This is a genomic window from Xanthomonas sp. BRIP62418, assembly GCF_003993495.1.
GTDB lineage: Bacteria > Pseudomonadota > Gammaproteobacteria > Xanthomonadales > Xanthomonadaceae > Xanthomonas > Xanthomonas euroxanthea.
In genome coordinates this window covers 68,184-84,593 of the sequence record NZ_QEZG01000034.1, presented here as the reverse complement: position 1 = coordinate 84,593, position 16,410 = coordinate 68,184, and the positions used below count along the sequence as shown (strand labels likewise).

The window sequence follows — 16,410 nt, the reverse complement described above, 5'->3', positions numbered from 1 at the left end:
TTACTCCAGCCCGTCCAGCAGCGCGTCGACCTTCTCTTTCGTCAGGTGCTCGTGGTAATGGCCATTGATGACCATCATCGGCGCCGCGGAGCAGGCCGCCAGGCACTCTTCTTCGCGCTTGAGGTAGACGCGGCCATCGGCCGTCGACTGCCCCAGCTTGCAACCCAGCTTCTTTTCCGCATGCGCCAACAGATCTTCGGCGCCATTGAGCCAGCAGCTGATGTTGGTGCAGAACGCCACGTTGTGGCGGCCGACCTTTTCGGTCTCGAACATCGAGTAGAAGCTGGCGACCTCGTAGGCCCACACCGGCGGCAGGTCCAGATACTTGGCCACGCCCACGATCAGCTCGTCGGTCAGCCAGCCCTGGTTCTGCTCCTGCGCAGCATGCAGGCCCTGCAGCACGGCCGAACGCTTGCGATCGGGCGGGAACTTGCTCAACCAATGATCGATGTGCGCGCGCGTCTTGTCGCTCAGCACCACCTGCGGATCGACGTCGCGCGCCGCTTCGAAATTACCCGTCGCCTTCATCGGTCAACCTCACCGAAAACCAAATCGTAAGTACCGATCATCGCCACGACGTCGGCCAGCAGATAGCCACGCACCACCGCGTCCATGGACGACAGATGCGCAAAGCCCGGCGCGCGCAGGTGCACGCGGAACGGCTTGTTGGCGCCATCGGACATCAGGTAGCAGCCGAACTCGCCCTTGGGCGCTTCGACCGCGCAGTAGGTTTCGCCGGCCGGCACGCAGTAGCCTTCACTGAACAGCTTGAAGTGATGGATCAGCGCTTCCATGTCGTCCTTCATGCCTTCGCGGCTTGGCGGAGCGACCTTGAAATTGGTGACCATGACCGGGCCCGGATTGGCCTTCAGCCACTTCACGCACTGCTTGATGATGCGGTTGGATTCGCGCATCTCGGCCACGCGCACCAGATAGCGGTCATAGCAATCGCCGTTGGTGCCGACCGGCACGTCGAACTCCACCGCGTCGTACTTGGCGTAGGGCTGCTTCTTGCGCAGGTCCCACTCGATGCCCGAGCCACGCAGCATCGGACCGGTCATGCCCCAGGCACGCGCCAGGTCGGGGCTGATGATGCCGACGTCGACGGTACGCTGCTTCCAGATCCGGTTGTCGGTCAGCAGCGTCTCGTACTCGTCCACACGCGATGGGAACGTATTGGTGAAATCCTCGAGGAAGTCCAGCATCGAGCCTTCGCGCGCTGCATTGAGCTTCTTCAGTGCCCCGCCCTTGTGCCAGCGGGATTCCTTGTACTTGGGCATGCGATCGGGCAGATCGCGATACACGCCACCGGGACGGTAGTAGGCAGCGTGCATGCGCGCGCCACTGACCGCCTCGTAGACGTCCATCAATTCTTCGCGCTCGCGGAACGCATACAGCATCACCGCCATCGCGCCCAGATCGAGCGCGTTGGACCCCACCCACATCAGGTGGTTCTTGATGCGGGTGATCTCGTCGAACATGGTGCGGATGTAGTGCGCGCGCTCGGGCACCTCGATCCCCATCAGGGATTCGATCGCACGCACGTAGGCATGCTCGTTGCACATCATCGACACGTAATCCAGCCGGTCCATGTACGGAACCGACTGGTTGAACGGCTTGGACTCGGCCAACTTCTCGGTGCCACGGTGCAGCAGGCCGATATGCGGATCGGCACGCACCACGGTCTCGCCGTCCATTTCCAGGATCAGGCGCAGCACGCCGTGCGCCGCAGGATGCTGCGGGCCGAAGTTCATCGTGTAGTTGCGGATTTCCTGCTTGCTTTCGACAGGATTGCTCGCGAAGGCATCGGTTGCCTGGCGGAACTCACTCACTTGGCGGTCTCCGACTTGCCCACTTCACCAGCGGCAGTCTCATAACGGGCATCGTCGCGGATCACGCGCGGCACACCGACGCGCGGCTCGACCGAGGTCACCGGCTCGTACACGACACGCTTGCGCTCGTCGTCGTAACGCACTTCCACGTTGCCGATCAGCGGGAAATCCTTGCGGAACGGATGGCCGACAAATCCGTAGTCGGTCAGGATGCGGCGCAGGTCCGGGTGGCCGTCGAAGACGATGCCGAACAGGTCGAAGGCTTCGCGCTCGAACCAGTTCACGCCAGGCCAGATGTCGGTCAGCGATGCCACCACCGGCACCTGCTCGTCCGGTGCGTAGCAACGCACGCGCAGACGCTGGTTGTGCTGGTAGGAGATCAGCTGCGCCACCACCGCAAAACGCTGCTTGGGCATGTGCTGCGGACGGGCGCCGTCGGAACTTTCCTGGCTGGGAAATTCACCCCAGGCGAAACGGCCGACGGCTTTACCTTCGACGCCGCGGCTGAAGCCCTGCGACGACACGTCGGCGGTATCCCACTCGTCGCTGCCGTAGCCCAGGTAATCGACGCCGCACAGATCGCTCAGCTGCTCGAAACCGAGCTCGTCGCGCAGCGCCAGGCAGGTGGCGTGCCAATCGGCCGCAGCGACTTCCAGCGTCACTTCGCCGCGCGGCAATGCCACGGCGATCTGCGCACCGGCGAAACGTGCCGCAAGTCGGTCAGTGAAGGAGGATGCTTGCTCTGCCATGGGGGCTTGGCTGCTCTCAGTAGAAGAAGACGGGTGTCAGCGCGCGATGGTCTGGGTACGCCAGATCTTCTTCTGCAGCTGCAGGATGCCGTAAACCAGCGCCTCGGCGGTCGGCGGGCAACCGGGGACGTAGATGTCCACCGGCACGATGCGATCGCAACCGCGCACCACCGAATACGAATAATGATAGTAGCCGCCGCCATTGGCGCAGCTACCCATCGAGATGACCCACTTCGGATCCGGCATCTGGTCGTAGACCTTGCGCAGCGCCGGGGCCATCTTGTTGACCAGCGTGCCGGCCACGATCATCACGTCGGACTGGCGCGGCGACGGACGGAACACCACGCCGTAGCGGTCCAGATCCAGGCGCGCCGCACCGGCATGCATCATCTCGACCGCGCAGCAGGCCAAACCGAAGGTCATCGGCCACATCGAGCCGGTGCGCGCCCAGTTCAGCAGCGCATCGACACTGGTGGTCACGTAGCCCTTCTCGAGCAGCGGGTTTTCGCCTTCCGGGCGCAGGATGTCTTCCACCCGGCCTTCCGGCATCGGGTTGGTCATCAGACGATCCAGGGTCTGAATCACTCCCATTCCAGCGCTCCCTTCTTCCACACGTAGATAAAGCCGAGGAACAACATGCCGACGAACAGGCCCATGGTGACCAGCGAACGTGCGCCGATCTCCATGAACACCTGTGTCCACGGCACGATGAAGATGATTTCCAGATCGAACACGATGAACTGGATCGCGATCAGGTAGTAGCGCACGTCGAACTTCATGCGCGCGTCTTCGAAGGCTTCGAAGCCGCACTCGTAAGGCGAGAGCTTGCGCGCATCCGGGGTACGCGGTGCGAGGAATCGACCGATCAGCATCAGCACGATGCCGATACCGGTGGCGACGATCAGAAACAGCAGACTCGGCAAATATTCGGCCAGCACAGCGATTCTCTCTTGCCTCTGCCCGCACGCGCCGCGTGCCGGCATGGGGTATAGGCAGACCCCGCGCGCGACAGGCAATGCGCAGGAACTGCAGCCAAACAATGGTGCCCAAGAGGGGACTCGAACCCCTACGACCTAAGTCGCTACCACCTCAAGGTAGTGCGTCTACCAATTCCGCCACCTGGGCATACGTTGCGCCGCTGGGCATCCCAGTGCGCAGCGTATTGTAACCGGCTTCAGCGTTTTTGTGCTGGTTCTGAAGTGTTTTCTTCGCGTGCCGCAGGCGCTTGCTGCACCGGTGCGGACTGCGCAGGCGCCGTAGCTGGAGTTGCGGCAGGCGCCGGCTGCGACGGGGCGGTCGGAACTGCGCCGGCGGCCGGTGCCTGCGGCAACGGCTGAGTCAGCTCGCCTGCGGCGGCAGGCGCCGGGGTGGCCGACTGCGACATTACACCCAGGTTCTGGTCGGTTGGACGTGCGCCGTGGGTGGCGTACCACGCCATGAACAGGCTGATGCTGAAGAACACCACCGCCAGCCACTTGGTCGACTTGGACAGGAAGTTCGACGCGCCCTGCGAGCCGAACACGGTGCCCGAGGCGCCGGCACCGAAGCCGGAACCAGCTGCCGCACCCGCACCGCGCTGCATCAGGATCAGCGCAATCATCGCCAGCGCGACCAGCACGTAGACCACATTGAGGATCAACATCAGCATTTCGAAATCCGTCCCCGGACAAAACTTAATGGGTTAACAAGCGGCCGCCGCACGGGCGATGGCCAGGAAATCCTCGGCGACCAGCGAGGCGCCTCCGACCAGCCCGCCATCGACGTCGGGCTGCGAAAACAGCTCGCCGGCGTTATCGGGCTTGACACTGCCCCCATATAGGATGGGCAGACAATCGGCGATTCTAGCATCCGCCTTCGCGACTTCGCCACGCAGGAAGGCATGGACGGCTTGCGCCTGCTCCGGGCTGGCGGTGCGACCGGTGCCGATGGCCCAGATCGGCTCGTAGGCGAGCACGGCACGGGCAAAGCCTGCGCTGCCCACCAGTGCCAGCACCGGTTCGAGCTGGGCGCGCAACACCGCTTCGGTCTGCTTGGCTTCGCGCTGTTCCAGCGACTCGCCCACGCACAGCACCGGGATCAGCCCGGCGTGCACGGCGGCGGCGAATTTGCGCGCCACCAGCTCGCTGCTCTCACGATGGTACTGACGCCGTTCGGAATGGCCGACCAGCCCGTATTCGGCGCCGACATCGACCAGCATGGTGGCCGAGACTTCACCGGTATAGGCGCCCTTCTCGTTACTGCTGACGTCCTGGGCACCGAAACACAGGTGGTGCTCCTCGAAATCCTCGATCAGATCGCCGAGGTAAGGCAGGGGCGGCAGGATGACGACATCGACACCCTCCAGGGGCATGTGCGCGGCGATCCGGGCCACCAGTTCGGTGGCGAAGGCGCGGCTGCCATGCAGCTTCCAATTTCCGGCAACGATCTTTCGACGCATCAGGCGCAGGTTCCTGAGTGGAAGACAGGCGACAGAATAGCCCATGCCCTGTCGGCAGCCGGCACACTTCTGTCCATTGCCTGTCTCCTCCCTCCTTCAACAGGAACCTGCCATGTCCGTTTCGCCTGTCTTTGCATTGGTCACCGGCGCCTCCAGCGGCATCGGCCGCGAGATTGCGCGCGCTTACGCAAGGCGCGGCGTGCCGCTGATCCTGACCGCGCGCCGGGTGGATCGGCTGCAGGCGCTGGCCGAGGAGTTGCAGCCGTTGGTGCAGGTCGAAGTCCTGCCGGCCGATCTGGGCGATGCCGACGCGGCCGAAACACTGGTTGCGCGGATCCAGCGCAATGGCTGGACGGTGGGCACCCTGGTCAACAATGCCGGCTACGGCGTGCCGGACCGCTATCTGCGCAACGACTGGGCCACGCATGCACGCTTCCTGCAGGTGATGGTGGCCGCGGTATGCGAGCTGACCTGGCGATTGTTGCCGATGATTCGTGCCAGCGGCCAGGGCCGCATCCTCAACGTGGCCTCGTTCGCCGCACTGACGCCGGGTGCCGATGGGCAGACGCTGTACGCGGCCAGCAAGAGTTTCCTGCTGCGCTTCAGCGAATCGCTGGCACTGGAAAATGCCGACTGCGCGGTCAAGGTCTGCGCGCTGTGCCCCGGCTTTGCCTGGTCGGAATTTCACGATGTCACCGGCACCCGCGAGGCGATGTCCGCCCTGCCCCGCTGGGCCTGGCTGCAAGCCGACGACGTGGCCGAGTATGGGATCGCCGCGCTGGAGCGTGGCCAGGTGCTGGCCGTGCCGGGCTGGCGCTATCGCCTGGTCGGTGCGGCGTTGCGCGTGTTGCCGCATGCGCTTGCATTGCGCGTGATGGCGCGCGGATCGCATCGGGTACGGCCGTTGCGGTGAGGCGGCTGCACATCCGCTGCGGCGTCGCGTCCAGCGCTGCGCGCGGCCGGTGTGTGATGCCGTCAGTGATTGACGATGTCGCCATGCATGGCCGCCAGCCGTGCCAGCAACCGGTTCTGCGTGCGGCGTGGAATCCTGCGCTGATCCATCGCCCAGTTCAGGTCCTCCACCAGCGCGTTGAAGTCGCCTTCGCGAATGACCAGGTGCGCGTGCGCCTGCTGCATCGATTTGGCGGTATCCGGGCACGGGCCATCGGCGACATGGCAGAACTTCTGCACCAGCCGCTCGTTGAGCATCACGATGTTGACGCGCGCGAAGGTGTCGACGATGCGTGGATCGTCGGCGATGCGCGACAGCATGGTTTCCACCAGCGTCTCGATGCCGGCCTGTCCGCCGAGTTCGTCATAGAGCGTGGGGCGCGGTTGCGTGGTGGCGCAGGCGCCCATCAGCGCCAGCACGCCCAGCAAGGACCAGCGCAGCCGTCGATTCATCACAACGCCACCTGCAGGGATAGATAGAGGCCGCGCTGGTCGGCGAGCGTGGCGATGTCGCCAAGCTCGGCCCATGCCGCGGTCAGGGACACATGCTTGCTGGGAAACCAGGCCACGAATCCATCGGCCCAGGCCTGCTCGCGGGCGAAGCCGAGGTTATCGGGTTTGTCGCGGTACTCCACGCCGACCACCCATGCCGGCGACAGCACGACGGCGGCGCTGGCCTCGCCGACCAGCCGGTAGCTGTTGCGACGATCGCCGCCGAAACCGAGCAAGCCGGTCTGATTGGCGCGGGTTGCGCGCAGCGTGCCGTTGAGCAGCAATTGGTAGCCGCCCGCGCCCTGCAGCAACAAACGGCTGGCGCTGACATACACATCGGTGCCGTGATCGTCGCGCGCGCCGATCGCCAGCGGCAGCGTGCCATCGCGCAGGCGTTTGTACTGCACGCCCACACTGACCTGTGGCGCATGCCCGTAGACCAGATCGCCATAGACCCGCAGCTTGGCGCCGAACACGTCCTGGCCGAGCGCATTCCATGGCAGGCCCAGCCGGTCCTGCAGGGTGCCCAGATCCAGCCGCTGCCGCGCCAGCGACAGTTCCAGCCGGTTGCCGACCGTCAGCGCGGCACCTTGCACGTCGAGCCGGTAATCGCCGCTGTCCACATGCGTGGCAAACAGGACGGTGCCGAGTTCGTCGCGGGTGCCGTAGCCCGACAGCGTGGCCCACGGCACGATGCCGCCCCCGCTGCTGCCTTCGATCATCGACACGCCGCCGGTGGCGAGCAGACGCCCATCACCTGCGATCACCGACGCGGGCGCGATGGCCAGCCCGGCCAGTGCCGCAGCCAGCAGCGTGCGCCGCCACCTGGTCATCGATGCACTCCTGCCTGCGCTGCCGGCGTCGTATCGAGTTGGCGCAGGCACCAGGCGACCAGCGGCACCTCTTCCAACGGCGGCGCGTACAGATAGCCTTGCACCATGTCGCAGCCGTAACCGCGCAGCAGTCCCAGGGACGTAGCGTTTTCCACGCCTTCGGCGATCACGCTCAAGCCCAGGTTATGCCCGAGATCGATGGTGCTGCGCACGATGAACGCATCGTCCGTGCCTTCGGCCAGCTGCATGACGAAGCTCTTGTCGATCTTCAATTCGTCCACCGGCATGCGCTTGAGCTGCGCCAACGAGGAATAGCCGGTGCCGAAGTCGTCGATGGACAGCCGCACGCCGACGCTGCGCAGCTGATGCAGCATGTGCAGCGCGGATTCGACATCGCGCATCAAGGCGCTTTCGGTCAGCTCCAGCGTGACCGACTGCGCCGGCACCGCGTGATGCTCCAGACGGCCACGTACGTAATCCGGCAAGCCGGGGTCGGACAGGTCCAGCGCGGAAAGATTGATTGCCATGCCCAGCTCCAGGCCCTGCCGGCGCCACTGCGCCTGGCAGCGCAGCGCCTCGTCCAGCACGAAGCGGGTCAAGGGGTGGATCACGCCGGAGTGCTCGGCCAGTGGAATGAATTCGTCCGGGCCGATCGCCCCGAGCACCGGATGGTGCCAGCGCACCAGCACCTCCACCTGCTCGACGCGATCGTTGCGCAGGCAGATCTTGGGCTGAAAGCGCAGGGTCAGCTCGTTGCCACCGACGGCCTGGCGCAGATCGCCGGTCAGGCGCAGCCGGCGCAGATGCTGCTCGTCCTGGCCCAGGCGATACACGCTGGCACCGATGGTGGTGACGTTGCCGCCCTGGCGACGGGCAATGTCGGCGCGCCGCAGCAAGGTGTCCGGGTCGGCGCCGTGTTCGGGGATCAGGGCGATGCCGATGCTGGCTTCCAGCTGGATCCGCGCCTGCGGCAGCGCCAGCGGGCGGCGCAGCTGCAGCAGCAAGCGCTGTGCATCCTGTTGCACGGTGGCGGCATCGGTCTGCGCCACCACCACCATGAATTCGTCGCTGCCCAGCCGCCCGACCAGATTGGGTTCCTGCACCACGTCGGCAAGACGGCGGCCCACCTCGACCAGGACCTGGTCGGCGAAATCGTGGCCCAGGCTGTCGTTGAGTTCCTTGAAGCGTTCCAGATCCAGGATCAGCACCGCGGCGGTGCCGCCGGACGCCACGGTCTGCTCCACCACGTCCTTCAGCCGCTCCAGCAAGCAGATGCGATTGGGCAGACCGGTCAAGGCATCGTGGCGCGCCTGATGCAGGATGTGCTGCTCGCGACTGGCAATCTGCTGCTGCATGCGCCCGAAGCTGTCGGCCAACTCGGCCAGTTCGCGCCCGGATGGCACTTCGACGGCGGTGTGGTAATCGCCGCGCTGGATGCGCCGTGCGGCCTGTACCAGCTGCGCGACCGGCCTGCTGACGCTGCGCGCCAGGAAGATCGCCACGCCCAGCGCCGCAGCCGTGGCCAGACCCGCCAGCAGCAGGATGCGCAACTTGAGCACGCGATAGGGCGCCACCGCGCGATCCAGCGAGGCCTGCAGCGCGACCCGCACATGGCTGTCGCCCTGGATCGACTGCAGTTTGACCAGGTAGCGCGACTGGGCCAGGGTCAAGGCGACCGCCGCGCCCTGCGCGCGTTCGGCGGTCGGCAACTGCTGCGCGAACTCTGCGCGCGCGGCCGGCTCCAGGGTGGAGGCCAGCACGCGCACCGGCGGGCCATCGGTGAAGAAGGTCGCATCCAGCCCGGTGGTGGAACGGAAATCCTGCGCCAGTCCGTCGCCGGATTCATTGCCGATCGCGATCCAGCCCACCCGGCTCGGTGCCAGCACCTGCACCACCGCCAGCCGCACGATGCGGCTGTCCAAGGCCACCACGCCGACCGCACGCCCATCGCGCTGCGCCTGCTGCAGCAGGGTCTGCACGGCGCGCAGCTGTTCGGCTTGCGGCAGGTCGGCGAGCCCGGTCAGAAACTCCCCGTCCGGGGACAACAGCAGCGCGGTCTGCGCCGACATGCGCGCGGCGTGATTGCGCAATGCCGATTGCATGGTTGGCACATCGCCACTGGCCACGGCCGCGCGAAAGCCGAAGTCGTCGGCCAGCACCGAGGCCGACTGCATCAGTTGCTCGTCGCGGCGCAGATTGATGCGTTGCCAGACGCGCTCGCCGATCTGCAGTTCTTCGCCCAGTTGCGCCTTGACGCTACGCTCGGTGGCGACCTGCACCGCAATGAAGGTCAATGCCTGCGTGGCGAGCACGACCAGCACCAACAAGGCCGCGATCCGGGTATGCAGGCGCATGGCCTTCATGGCTTCGGCGTCTTCGGGTCGGCGCGACGGAACTTGTCCTGCAGCGCGCGCACGCGCGCATCCGGTGGCGCGACCACGGGCGCGGCGCCGGTGGTCTGCAGGGTCACGCGCCGTTGCATGGCCTGGCGCGCAAGTGCCACCGGCTCGGTGAGCGCGGCGCCCTTGATGCGTGGATGCCAGACCCGCAGCGTGTAGTTTCCTGCCGGCGCATCCAGCTGCACGCGGCCGTCGCTGCCGGTCTTGCCGAAATACGGCGTGTCCACCACCAGGATATAGCCCAGCATCCAGTCGTGGATATTGCAGCCCACCGTCACCAGACCGGCCTGGTCGAAGCGCACCGGTGCGGCGGTGCTGCCCTGGAACAGCGGCAATTCGAAGCGCTTGGCGGGGGAGAACGAATAGACCTGATGGCGAATCTGGTCGTTGTTGGGAAACCGCACCAGGGTGCCGGTGCGCACCGCCAGCACGGCGGGCACGAACTGCGAATTGACCTGGTCCATCTCCACGGTCCGGGGCGCGCCGGCGGCAACCGGACGTGCCGGCTCCAGGCTCACCACCGCATCGACCAGCATGCCGTTGGCATCGACGACGGTCACGCTGATCGGCGTTGCCAATGCGCAGCTTGCGGCGCAGTACGCCAGCACCCCGCAAACCGGGCCGATCCGTTTGAACCACTGCATCCGCATGCGCCCCCCAAGCTAGTGCACTCAGCAGCGGGCGCCAGGCGAGTCCGACGTCGCGCTAGCGATCAGACTGGGTTATCGGCTCAGGTGAATGCAAGCTTTAATCGGACGCGAGCACACTTTCATGAATCAAACTGTGCAGGCGGTCATTGCCGATGCTGCGAGCGCAGCGATCGCCTGCGCGTCCTGGCCGCGAACGGCCTACTTCAACTTGATTTCGCGCAGACGCTCTTCCAGAAACCCGTGCGCGGTGATCGGCTCGGGATACCTGCTCGGATTGTCGGCGGTGATGCACGACGGCAGCACGTCGATCAGGAAATCCGGATTGGGATGCAGGAAGAACGGCACCGAATAGCGCGGCTTGCGTGCCTGCTCGCCCGGCGGATTGACCACGCGATGGATGGTGGACGGATACACGTGGTTGGTCAGGCGTTGCAGCATGTCGCCGATGTTGACCACGATGGTGTCGGCGTCGGCAGTGAACGGCACCCACTCGCCATCGTTGGAGCGCACTTCCAGCCCGGCCGCGCTGGCACCGACCAGCAAGGTGATGAAATTGATGTCGCCATGCGCGCCGGCACGCACGTTGGGAATGTCGTCGCTGGTGATCGGCGGGTAGTGGATCGGCCGCAGGATCGAGTTGCCGTTGTTGGTCTTGTCGACGAAATACTCCTGCGGCAGGCCGATATGCAGCGCCAACGCCGACAGCACGCGCGAGCCCAGGTGGTCCAGCTGCTGGTACAGGCGATAGCCGCGCTCACGGAACCCGGGCACCTCTTCCGGCCACAGATTCGGCGCCATCACCGCTCGGTACGGCGAATCGTCCGGGATTTCGCGGCCGATATGCCAGAACTCCTTCAGATCGAAATGCTTGGAATCCTTGGCGGTTTCCACGCCGAACGCGGTATAGCCGCGCGCACCGCCGCTACCTTCCACGTGGTAGCGACGCTTGACCTCTTCGGGCAGCGCAAAGAACGCCTTGAACACCTCGTACGCCGCGTCGATGTCGGCCTGCGCGATGCCGTGGTTGCGGATGCCGGCAAAGCCCCACTGCCGATAGGCCGCGCCGAGCTCGGCGACGAAAGCGTCGCGGTCGCTGTCGAAACGGGTGATGTCCAGGGTCGGGATGCGGGCGCTCATACGGATATCTGCATTTGAAGTCGGGAAGTCGAAAGGAAGGCCTGCCGCTCAGGACAGCAGGCGATACAACAGGTAGAACGTCGCGGCCTTGGCAAAGACCACGCACACACCAATGATCAGCGACTCACGCCGCGTCACGCACGGCCCCGGAGAGACGGTCGAGCGTGTCCTGCATCAGGCCGGCGTCGTCGGCTTCCACGGTCACGCGCACCACCGGCTCGGTGCCGGACGGACGCAGGAACGCACGTCCCCGGCCGTGCACGGCGGCCTGCGCCTGCTGCAGTGCCTGCTGAACGCCGGCGGCCTCCACGATCGCCTTGGCCGCACCGCCATCCAGCCGCACGTTGACGGTCTTCTGCGGCACCTTGCTCAGGCTGCTCAGGGCCTGGCGCAGGTTCTGCCCATCGCGGCCAAGGGCCTCGAGCACCTGCAGCGCACTGACGATGCCATCGCCGGTGGTGGCGCGATCCAGGCACAGCAGATGGCCGGAGGTTTCGCCACCCAGCGTGCCGCCGCCTTCGACCAGCGCCTGGTGCACATAGCGGTCGCCGACCTTGGCGCGCTGGAACGGGATGTTCCGTGCAGCCAGCGCCTGTTCCAGGCCGTAGTTGGTCATCAGCGTGCCGACCACGGTGCCGGTGAGCCGGCCGCTGGCCTGCCAGGAGCGCGCGAGCACGTAGAGCAGGTCGTCGCCATCGACCGGGTTGCCCTGGTCGTCGGCCATCAGCACGCGATCGCCATCACCGTCGAAGGCGATACCAAGTTGCGCACCGCTCTCGCGTACCTTGGCGGCGAGGTTGTCGATATGGGTGGAGCCGACACCGGCATTGATATTGAGCCCGTCCGGTGCGGCACCGATGACGACCACGTCCGCACCCAGCTCGCGGAACAGCATCGGCGCGATGTGATAGGTCGCCCCATGCGCGCAGTCCAGCACCATCTTCAGGCCGTGCAGGGTGAACCCGCGCGCCACGCTGGCCTTGCAGAACTCGATGTAGCGACCGATCGCATCACGGGTGCGGATCGCCTTGCCCAGGCGCTCCGACTCCACGGTGTGGAACGGCTCGTCCAGCGCGGCCTCGATCGCCGCTTCGGTGGCGTCGTCGAGCTTCTCGCCTTCGGCGGAGAAGAACTTGATGCCGTTGTCGTAATGCGGGTTGTGCGAGGCGCTGATCACCACGCCGGCGTCGGCGCGCAGCGTATTGGTCAGGAAGGCGATGGCCGGGGTCGGCATCGGGCCGATCAGCTGCACGTCGGCGCCGGCGGCGACCAGCCCGGCTTCCAATGCGGCTTCGAACATGTAACCGGAAATCCGCGTGTCCTTGCCGATCAGCACCAGCGGACGCTTGCTGCGGCCCTGGGTCAGCACCCGACCGAGCGCATTGCCCAGCCGCAGCACGAAATCGGCCGAGATCACGCCCTGCCCGACCCGGCCACGGATGCCGTCGGTTCCAAAATACTTGCGACTGCTCATGCGTTGCGGTGTTCCTGCCTACGGGTGGACGCACGCGCAGCGGCGCGTGCGACGGTGTCGCGCCAGCGCGCAACCACTGGCCTCATGCGGCCGCGTCCTGCGGATGCGGCTGACGCATCATCATCGCGGTCAGATCGGCGATGCGGTCGCGCATGTCGCGGCGGTCGCAGATCTGGTCGATGGCACCGTGGTCGAGCAGGAACTCCGACCGCTGGAAGCCTTCCGGCAAGGTCTCGCGCACGGTCTGCTCGATCACGCGCGGGCCGGCGAAGCCGATCAACGCATGCGGCTCGGCGATATTGATGTCGCCCAGCATCGCGAACGAGGCCGACACGCCACCGGTGGTGGGATGGGTCAGCACCGAGATGTACGGCAGGCCGGCTTCCCGCAGGCGCCCGAGTGCGGCGGAGGTCTTGGCCATCTGCATCAGCGAGAACAGGCCTTCCTGCATGCGCGCCCCGCCGCTGGCGGAGAAGCACACGAACGGGCAGCCGACTTCCAGCGCCACTTCGGCCGCACGCGCGAAGCGCTCGCCGACCACCGAGCCCATCGAGCCGCCCATGAAGGCGAAGTCGAATGCGGCGGCGACCAGCGGGTTGCCCTTGAGCGTGCCGCGCATGGCGATCAGCGCGTCGTACTCGCCGCTGCTCTTCTGGCTGGCCTTGATGCGCTCGCCATAGCGCTTCTGGTCCTTGAACTTGAGCACGTCGACCGGGCCCAGTTGCGCGGCGATCTCGGTGGTCGCGGTGTCGGGATCGAACAGCGAGTTCAGGCGCGCGCGCGCGCGGATCGCCATGTGGTGGTCGCACTTCGGACACACCTCGAGGTTCTCCTCGAGCTCGGGGCCGTACAGCGCGCTGCCGCAGTTGCTGCACTTCTCCCACAGCCCCTCGGGGACGCTGCGCTTCTTGGCCGGGGTGTTCTCGGTGCGGATGCCGGAGGGCATCAATTTGCTGAGCCAGCTCATGCGTGTATGACAATCCATGCAGGGCGGCCATGTGGGCCGCAGAGGGGCGACAGTCTAACGCGCTGCGGGAAAGCCGAGGTAGCGCGCAGGCTAAATGCGGGCCCGAGTGGCCCGGCCCGCGCTTGCCGCGCAGCCGCCCCAAGGCTGGCGTGCCGGTGGCGCGCCAGCTGTACCCTTCTCGCCCGAAGGCGCAGAGAGGCTGTGGTGTCAGGCCTGGTCGAGCGCCTGCCGCAGTGGGGCCAGGAAAGCCTCGGCGCGTTCGCGGGCACTGCGGACATCGGTGGCTTCGGCCAGTGCCGCGACCAGCGCGCTGCCGACCACCACGCCGTCGGCGTCGACGGCCATGGCGGCGGCGCTGGCGGCGTCCTTGATGCCGAAACCGGCCACCACCGGGGCGCCGGCACGGCGGCGCAGCTGGCGCAGGCGGTCGCTGGCGGCATGGGTGTCGAGCAGGTTCGAGGCGCCGGTGACGCCGGCGAAGCTGACGTAGTACAGATAGCCCTGGGCGCTGCTGCACAGCATGTCCAGGCGCTGCTCGCTGGTGGTCGGCGACGCCAGCGCAATCAGCGCCAGGCCGACCTCGGTGAAGATCGCCCGGGTCTCGTCCGCCTCTTCGGGCGGCAGATCGACCAGGAGCAGGCCATCCACGCCGGCAGCGACGGCGGCTTCGGCGAAGCGCCGGGTGCCGTGGATCTCGATCGGGTTGAGGTAGCCCATCAGCACCACCGGCGTGGTGGCGTCCTCACGGCGGAACTCGTGCACCGCTTCCAGCACATAGGCCAGGCCGGCTCCACGGCCCAGCGCGCGCTCGGAGCTGCGCTGGATGGTGGGGCCGTCGGCCATCGGGTCGGAAAACGGCACGCCGAGTTCGATGACATCGGCACCGGCGCGCACCAGCGCATGCATCACCGGCACGGTGGCTTCCAGCGACGGATCGCCGGCGGTGATGAAGGGGATGAGCGCCTTGCGGCCATCGGCACGCAGACGCTGGAAGGTTTCGTCGATACGACGCATTGAAAGACCTTGCAATTGTTAGAGGCGGTGCGACCGCCTCAATGGATGTCCTGGTACATCGTGGCCGGCAATTCGGTCAATGCCTGGGCCTCGACCTCAAGGTCGAAACTGTCCAGGCAGCAGCCGCAGCCGCTGTTTTCCGAACACATGCGGATCTGCGGCGCCCAGCGGTCGAGCCAGGCGAACAGCAGGTCCTGTTCGCCTGGCTGGTCGGCTAGCGCGGTCACGGTGACGCGCCGCAGCGGCATCAGACCTGCACGCCTTCGCGTGCGGCGATGGTGTGCACGTCCTTGTCGCCCCTGCCGGACAGGTTGCACAGGATCAGCGCATCCTTGGGCATCTCGCGCGCGAGCTTGATCGACTGCGCCACTGCATGGCTGGATTCGAGTGCGGCCAGGATGCCTTCGGTATGCGCCAGCAGATGGAAGGCGGCCATCGCTTCGTCGTCGGTGATGCCCTGGTAGACCGCACGCCCGCTGTCGGACAGGAACGAATGCTCCGGGCCCACGCCCGGGTAATCCAGGCCGGCAGAAATCGAATGGGTTTCGGTGATCTGGCCGTCGTCGTCGCAGATCACATAGGTGCGATTGCCGTGCAGGACGCCGGGGCGCCCGGCGGCGATCGACGCCGCATGACGGCCGCTGGCGATGCCGTCGCCGGCCGCTTCGGCGCCGTAGATCTTGACACCTGGGTCGTTGAGGAAGGCATGGAACAGGCCGATCGCATTGCTGCCGCCGCCGACGCAGGCGCTGAGCGCATCCGGCAGGCGGCCGAAATCTTCCAGCATTTGCGCGCGCGCTTCGCGGCCGACAATCGCGTTGAAGTCGCGCACCATGCGCGGATACGGATCCGGGCCGGCCACGGTGCCGATGATGTAGAAGGTGTCCTGCACGTTGGTGACCCAGTCGCGCATCGCTTCGTTGAGCGCGTCCTTGAGCGTGGCCGAGCCGGAGGTCACCGGTATCACGGTCGCACCGAGCAACTTCATGCGGTAGACGTTGATCTTCTGCCGCTCGATGTCGGTGGCACCCATGTAGACCACGCATTCCAGGCCCAGCCGGGCGGCCACCGTGGCGCTGGCCACACCATGCTGGCCGGCGCCGGTCTCGGCAATGATGCGGGTCTTGCCCATGCGGCTGGCCAGCAAGGCCTGGCCGATGGTGTTGTTGATCTTGTGCGCGCCGGTGTGGTTGAGGTCTTCGCGCTTGAGCAGGATCTGCGCGCCGCCCACTTCGCGGCTCAGGCGCTCGGCGTGATAGATCGGGCTGGGCCGGCCGACGTAATGCTTGAGATCCTTGTCGTATTCGGCAATGAAGGCCGGATCCTGGCGCGCCTGGTCGTAGGCGGCAGACAGCTCCTGCAAGGGGCCGATCAAGGTCTCGGCGACAAATCGGCCACCGAACTTGCCGAAGTGGCCGGCAGCGTCCGGATAGGCGTAAAAGTCACTGATGGGCTGGGCCGACATGGGAATCCTC

General features: G+C 66.2%; 18 protein-coding genes and 1 tRNA gene. 1 reads left to right on the top strand and 18 read right to left on the bottom strand.

Annotation, left to right across the window (positions count from 1 at the left end; genetic code table 11):
• The 8 genes from nuoE to tpiA all read right to left on the bottom strand — a co-directional run bounded on the left by nuoE (nt 1) and on the right by tpiA (nt 5,018).
• Nucleotides 1-528, bottom strand: a complete 528-nt coding sequence (gene nuoE / locus EO174_RS09135; RefSeq protein WP_016902996.1) for an NADH-quinone oxidoreductase subunit NuoE — start codon at nt 526-528, stop codon at nt 1-3.
• Nucleotides 525-1,832 (bottom strand): NADH-quinone oxidoreductase subunit D, encoded by a 1,308-nt coding sequence (locus tag EO174_RS09130; protein WP_016902995.1) that lies wholly within the window; start codon nt 1,830-1,832, stop codon nt 525-527. Before EO174_RS09130 ends, nuoE begins: the two co-directional genes overlap by 4 nt.
• The gene (locus EO174_RS09125; protein ID WP_104581963.1) at nt 1,829-2,581 is read right to left on the bottom strand and encodes an NADH-quinone oxidoreductase subunit C; all 753 of its coding nucleotides are present in this window, start codon (nt 2,579-2,581) and stop codon (nt 1,829-1,831) included. The genes EO174_RS09130 and EO174_RS09125 overlap by 4 nt, the downstream gene beginning before the upstream one ends.
• 36 nt (nt 2,582-2,617) lie before the next feature.
• A complete protein-coding gene (locus EO174_RS09120; RefSeq protein WP_016944318.1) occupies nt 2,618-3,172 on the bottom strand; it encodes an NADH-quinone oxidoreductase subunit B in 555 nt (184 codons plus the stop codon).
• A complete protein-coding gene (locus EO174_RS09115) occupies nt 3,163-3,519 on the bottom strand; it encodes an NADH-quinone oxidoreductase subunit A (protein ID WP_010371162.1) in 357 nt (118 codons plus the stop codon). Before EO174_RS09115 ends, EO174_RS09120 begins: the two co-directional genes overlap by 10 nt.
• A gap of 102 nt (nt 3,520-3,621) precedes the next feature.
• Nucleotides 3,622-3,706 (bottom strand) — tRNA-Leu (locus EO174_RS09110).
• A gap of 49 nt (nt 3,707-3,755) precedes the next feature.
• A complete protein-coding gene (gene secG / locus EO174_RS09105) occupies nt 3,756-4,229 on the bottom strand; it encodes a preprotein translocase subunit SecG (RefSeq protein WP_104581962.1) in 474 nt (157 codons plus the stop codon).
• A gap of 33 nt (nt 4,230-4,262) precedes the next feature.
• Nucleotides 4,263-5,018 carry a triose-phosphate isomerase gene (gene tpiA, locus EO174_RS09100; RefSeq protein WP_104581961.1) on the bottom strand — a complete coding sequence of 252 codons (756 nt, stop codon included), beginning with the start codon at nt 5,016-5,018 and terminating at the stop codon, nt 4,263-4,265.
• A 112-nt stretch (nt 5,019-5,130) separates the two neighbouring features.
• On the opposite strand from tpiA, the gene EO174_RS09095 reads away from it, so the two are divergent.
• Entirely contained in the window at nt 5,131-5,931 is an 801-nt protein-coding gene (locus EO174_RS09095; RefSeq protein ID WP_126943967.1) for an SDR family oxidoreductase, read from the top strand.
• A gap of 62 nt (nt 5,932-5,993) precedes the next feature.
• Here the strand turns inward: EO174_RS09095 and EO174_RS09090 are convergent, their stop codons facing one another.
• From EO174_RS09090 to trpB, 10 genes are all read right to left on the bottom strand, one after another.
• A complete protein-coding gene (locus EO174_RS09090; RefSeq protein ID WP_119131312.1) occupies nt 5,994-6,422 on the bottom strand; it encodes a group 1 truncated hemoglobin in 429 nt (142 codons plus the stop codon).
• Nucleotides 6,422-7,294, bottom strand: coding sequence for a DUF3034 family protein (locus tag EO174_RS09085; protein WP_126943964.1), 873 nt, complete (start codon nt 7,292-7,294; stop codon nt 6,422-6,424). Before EO174_RS09085 ends, EO174_RS09090 begins: the two co-directional genes overlap by 1 nt.
• Nucleotides 7,291-9,657 (bottom strand): EAL domain-containing protein, encoded by a 2,367-nt coding sequence (locus EO174_RS09080; RefSeq protein WP_126943961.1) that lies wholly within the window; start codon nt 9,655-9,657, stop codon nt 7,291-7,293. The genes EO174_RS09085 and EO174_RS09080 overlap by 4 nt, the downstream gene beginning before the upstream one ends.
• Nucleotides 9,654-10,337 carry a methylamine utilization protein gene (locus EO174_RS09075; RefSeq protein ID WP_126943958.1) on the bottom strand — a complete coding sequence of 228 codons (684 nt, stop codon included), beginning with the start codon at nt 10,335-10,337 and terminating at the stop codon, nt 9,654-9,656. Before EO174_RS09075 ends, EO174_RS09080 begins: the two co-directional genes overlap by 4 nt.
• Nucleotides 10,338-10,541: 204 nt before the next feature.
• Nucleotides 10,542-11,480, bottom strand: a complete 939-nt coding sequence (locus EO174_RS09070; RefSeq protein ID WP_104581955.1) for a 2-oxoglutarate and iron-dependent oxygenase domain-containing protein — start codon at nt 11,478-11,480, stop codon at nt 10,542-10,544.
• Between the two features lie 124 nt (nt 11,481-11,604).
• The gene (gene glmM, locus EO174_RS09065) at nt 11,605-12,954 is read right to left on the bottom strand and encodes a phosphoglucosamine mutase (RefSeq protein WP_126943955.1); all 1,350 of its coding nucleotides are present in this window, start codon (nt 12,952-12,954) and stop codon (nt 11,605-11,607) included.
• An 82-nt stretch (nt 12,955-13,036) separates the two neighbouring features.
• Complete coding sequence (accD, locus tag EO174_RS09060; protein WP_046343350.1) at nt 13,037-13,921, bottom strand: acetyl-CoA carboxylase, carboxyltransferase subunit beta; 885 nt, start codon at nt 13,919-13,921, stop codon at nt 13,037-13,039.
• A 207-nt stretch (nt 13,922-14,128) separates the two neighbouring features.
• On the bottom strand, nt 14,129-14,935 hold the full coding sequence (trpA, locus tag EO174_RS09055; RefSeq protein WP_104581953.1) for a tryptophan synthase subunit alpha: 807 nt from the start codon (nt 14,933-14,935) through the stop codon (nt 14,129-14,131).
• Nucleotides 14,936-14,973: 38 nt separating this feature from the next.
• Nucleotides 14,974-15,183 (bottom strand): hypothetical protein, encoded by a 210-nt coding sequence (locus EO174_RS09050; protein WP_126943952.1) that lies wholly within the window; start codon nt 15,181-15,183, stop codon nt 14,974-14,976.
• A complete protein-coding gene (trpB, locus tag EO174_RS09045; protein ID WP_104648020.1) occupies nt 15,183-16,400 on the bottom strand; it encodes a tryptophan synthase subunit beta in 1,218 nt (405 codons plus the stop codon). Before trpB ends, EO174_RS09050 begins: the two co-directional genes overlap by 1 nt.
• Nucleotides 16,401-16,410 lie beyond the last annotated feature (10 nt).

Coding starts and splice junctions, on each gene's coding strand:
- nuoE (WP_016902996.1), bottom strand. CDS start 528: ATGAAGGCGACGGGTAATTTCGAAGCGGCGCGCGACGTCGATCCGCAG.
- EO174_RS09125 (WP_104581963.1), bottom strand. CDS start 2,581: ATGGCAGAGCAAGCATCCTCCTTCACTGACCGACTTGCGGCACGTTTC.
- EO174_RS09120 (WP_016944318.1), bottom strand. CDS start 3,172: ATGGGAGTGATTCAGACCCTGGATCGTCTGATGACCAACCCGATGCCG.
- secG (WP_104581962.1), bottom strand. CDS start 4,229: ATGCTGATGTTGATCCTCAATGTGGTCTACGTGCTGGTCGCGCTGGCG.
- tpiA (WP_104581961.1), bottom strand. CDS start 5,018: ATGCGTCGAAAGATCGTTGCCGGAAATTGGAAGCTGCATGGCAGCCGC.
- EO174_RS09095 (WP_126943967.1), top strand. CDS start 5,131: ATGTCCGTTTCGCCTGTCTTTGCATTGGTCACCGGCGCCTCCAGCGGC.
- EO174_RS09090 (WP_119131312.1), bottom strand. CDS start 6,422: ATGAATCGACGGCTGCGCTGGTCCTTGCTGGGCGTGCTGGCGCTGATG.
- EO174_RS09085 (WP_126943964.1), bottom strand. CDS start 7,294: ATGACCAGGTGGCGGCGCACGCTGCTGGCTGCGGCACTGGCCGGGCTG.
- EO174_RS09080 (WP_126943961.1), bottom strand. CDS start 9,657: ATGAAGGCCATGCGCCTGCATACCCGGATCGCGGCCTTGTTGGTGCTG.
- EO174_RS09075 (WP_126943958.1), bottom strand. CDS start 10,337: ATGCAGTGGTTCAAACGGATCGGCCCGGTTTGCGGGGTGCTGGCGTAC.
- EO174_RS09070 (WP_104581955.1), bottom strand. CDS start 11,480: ATGAGCGCCCGCATCCCGACCCTGGACATCACCCGTTTCGACAGCGAC.
- glmM (WP_126943955.1), bottom strand. CDS start 12,954: ATGAGCAGTCGCAAGTATTTTGGAACCGACGGCATCCGTGGCCGGGTC.
- accD (WP_046343350.1), bottom strand. CDS start 13,921: ATGAGCTGGCTCAGCAAATTGATGCCCTCCGGCATCCGCACCGAGAAC.
- trpA (WP_104581953.1), bottom strand. CDS start 14,935: ATGCGTCGTATCGACGAAACCTTCCAGCGTCTGCGTGCCGATGGCCGC.
- EO174_RS09050 (WP_126943952.1), bottom strand. CDS start 15,183: ATGCCGCTGCGGCGCGTCACCGTGACCGCGCTAGCCGACCAGCCAGGC.
- trpB (WP_104648020.1), bottom strand. CDS start 16,400: ATGTCGGCCCAGCCCATCAGTGACTTTTACGCCTATCCGGACGCTGCC.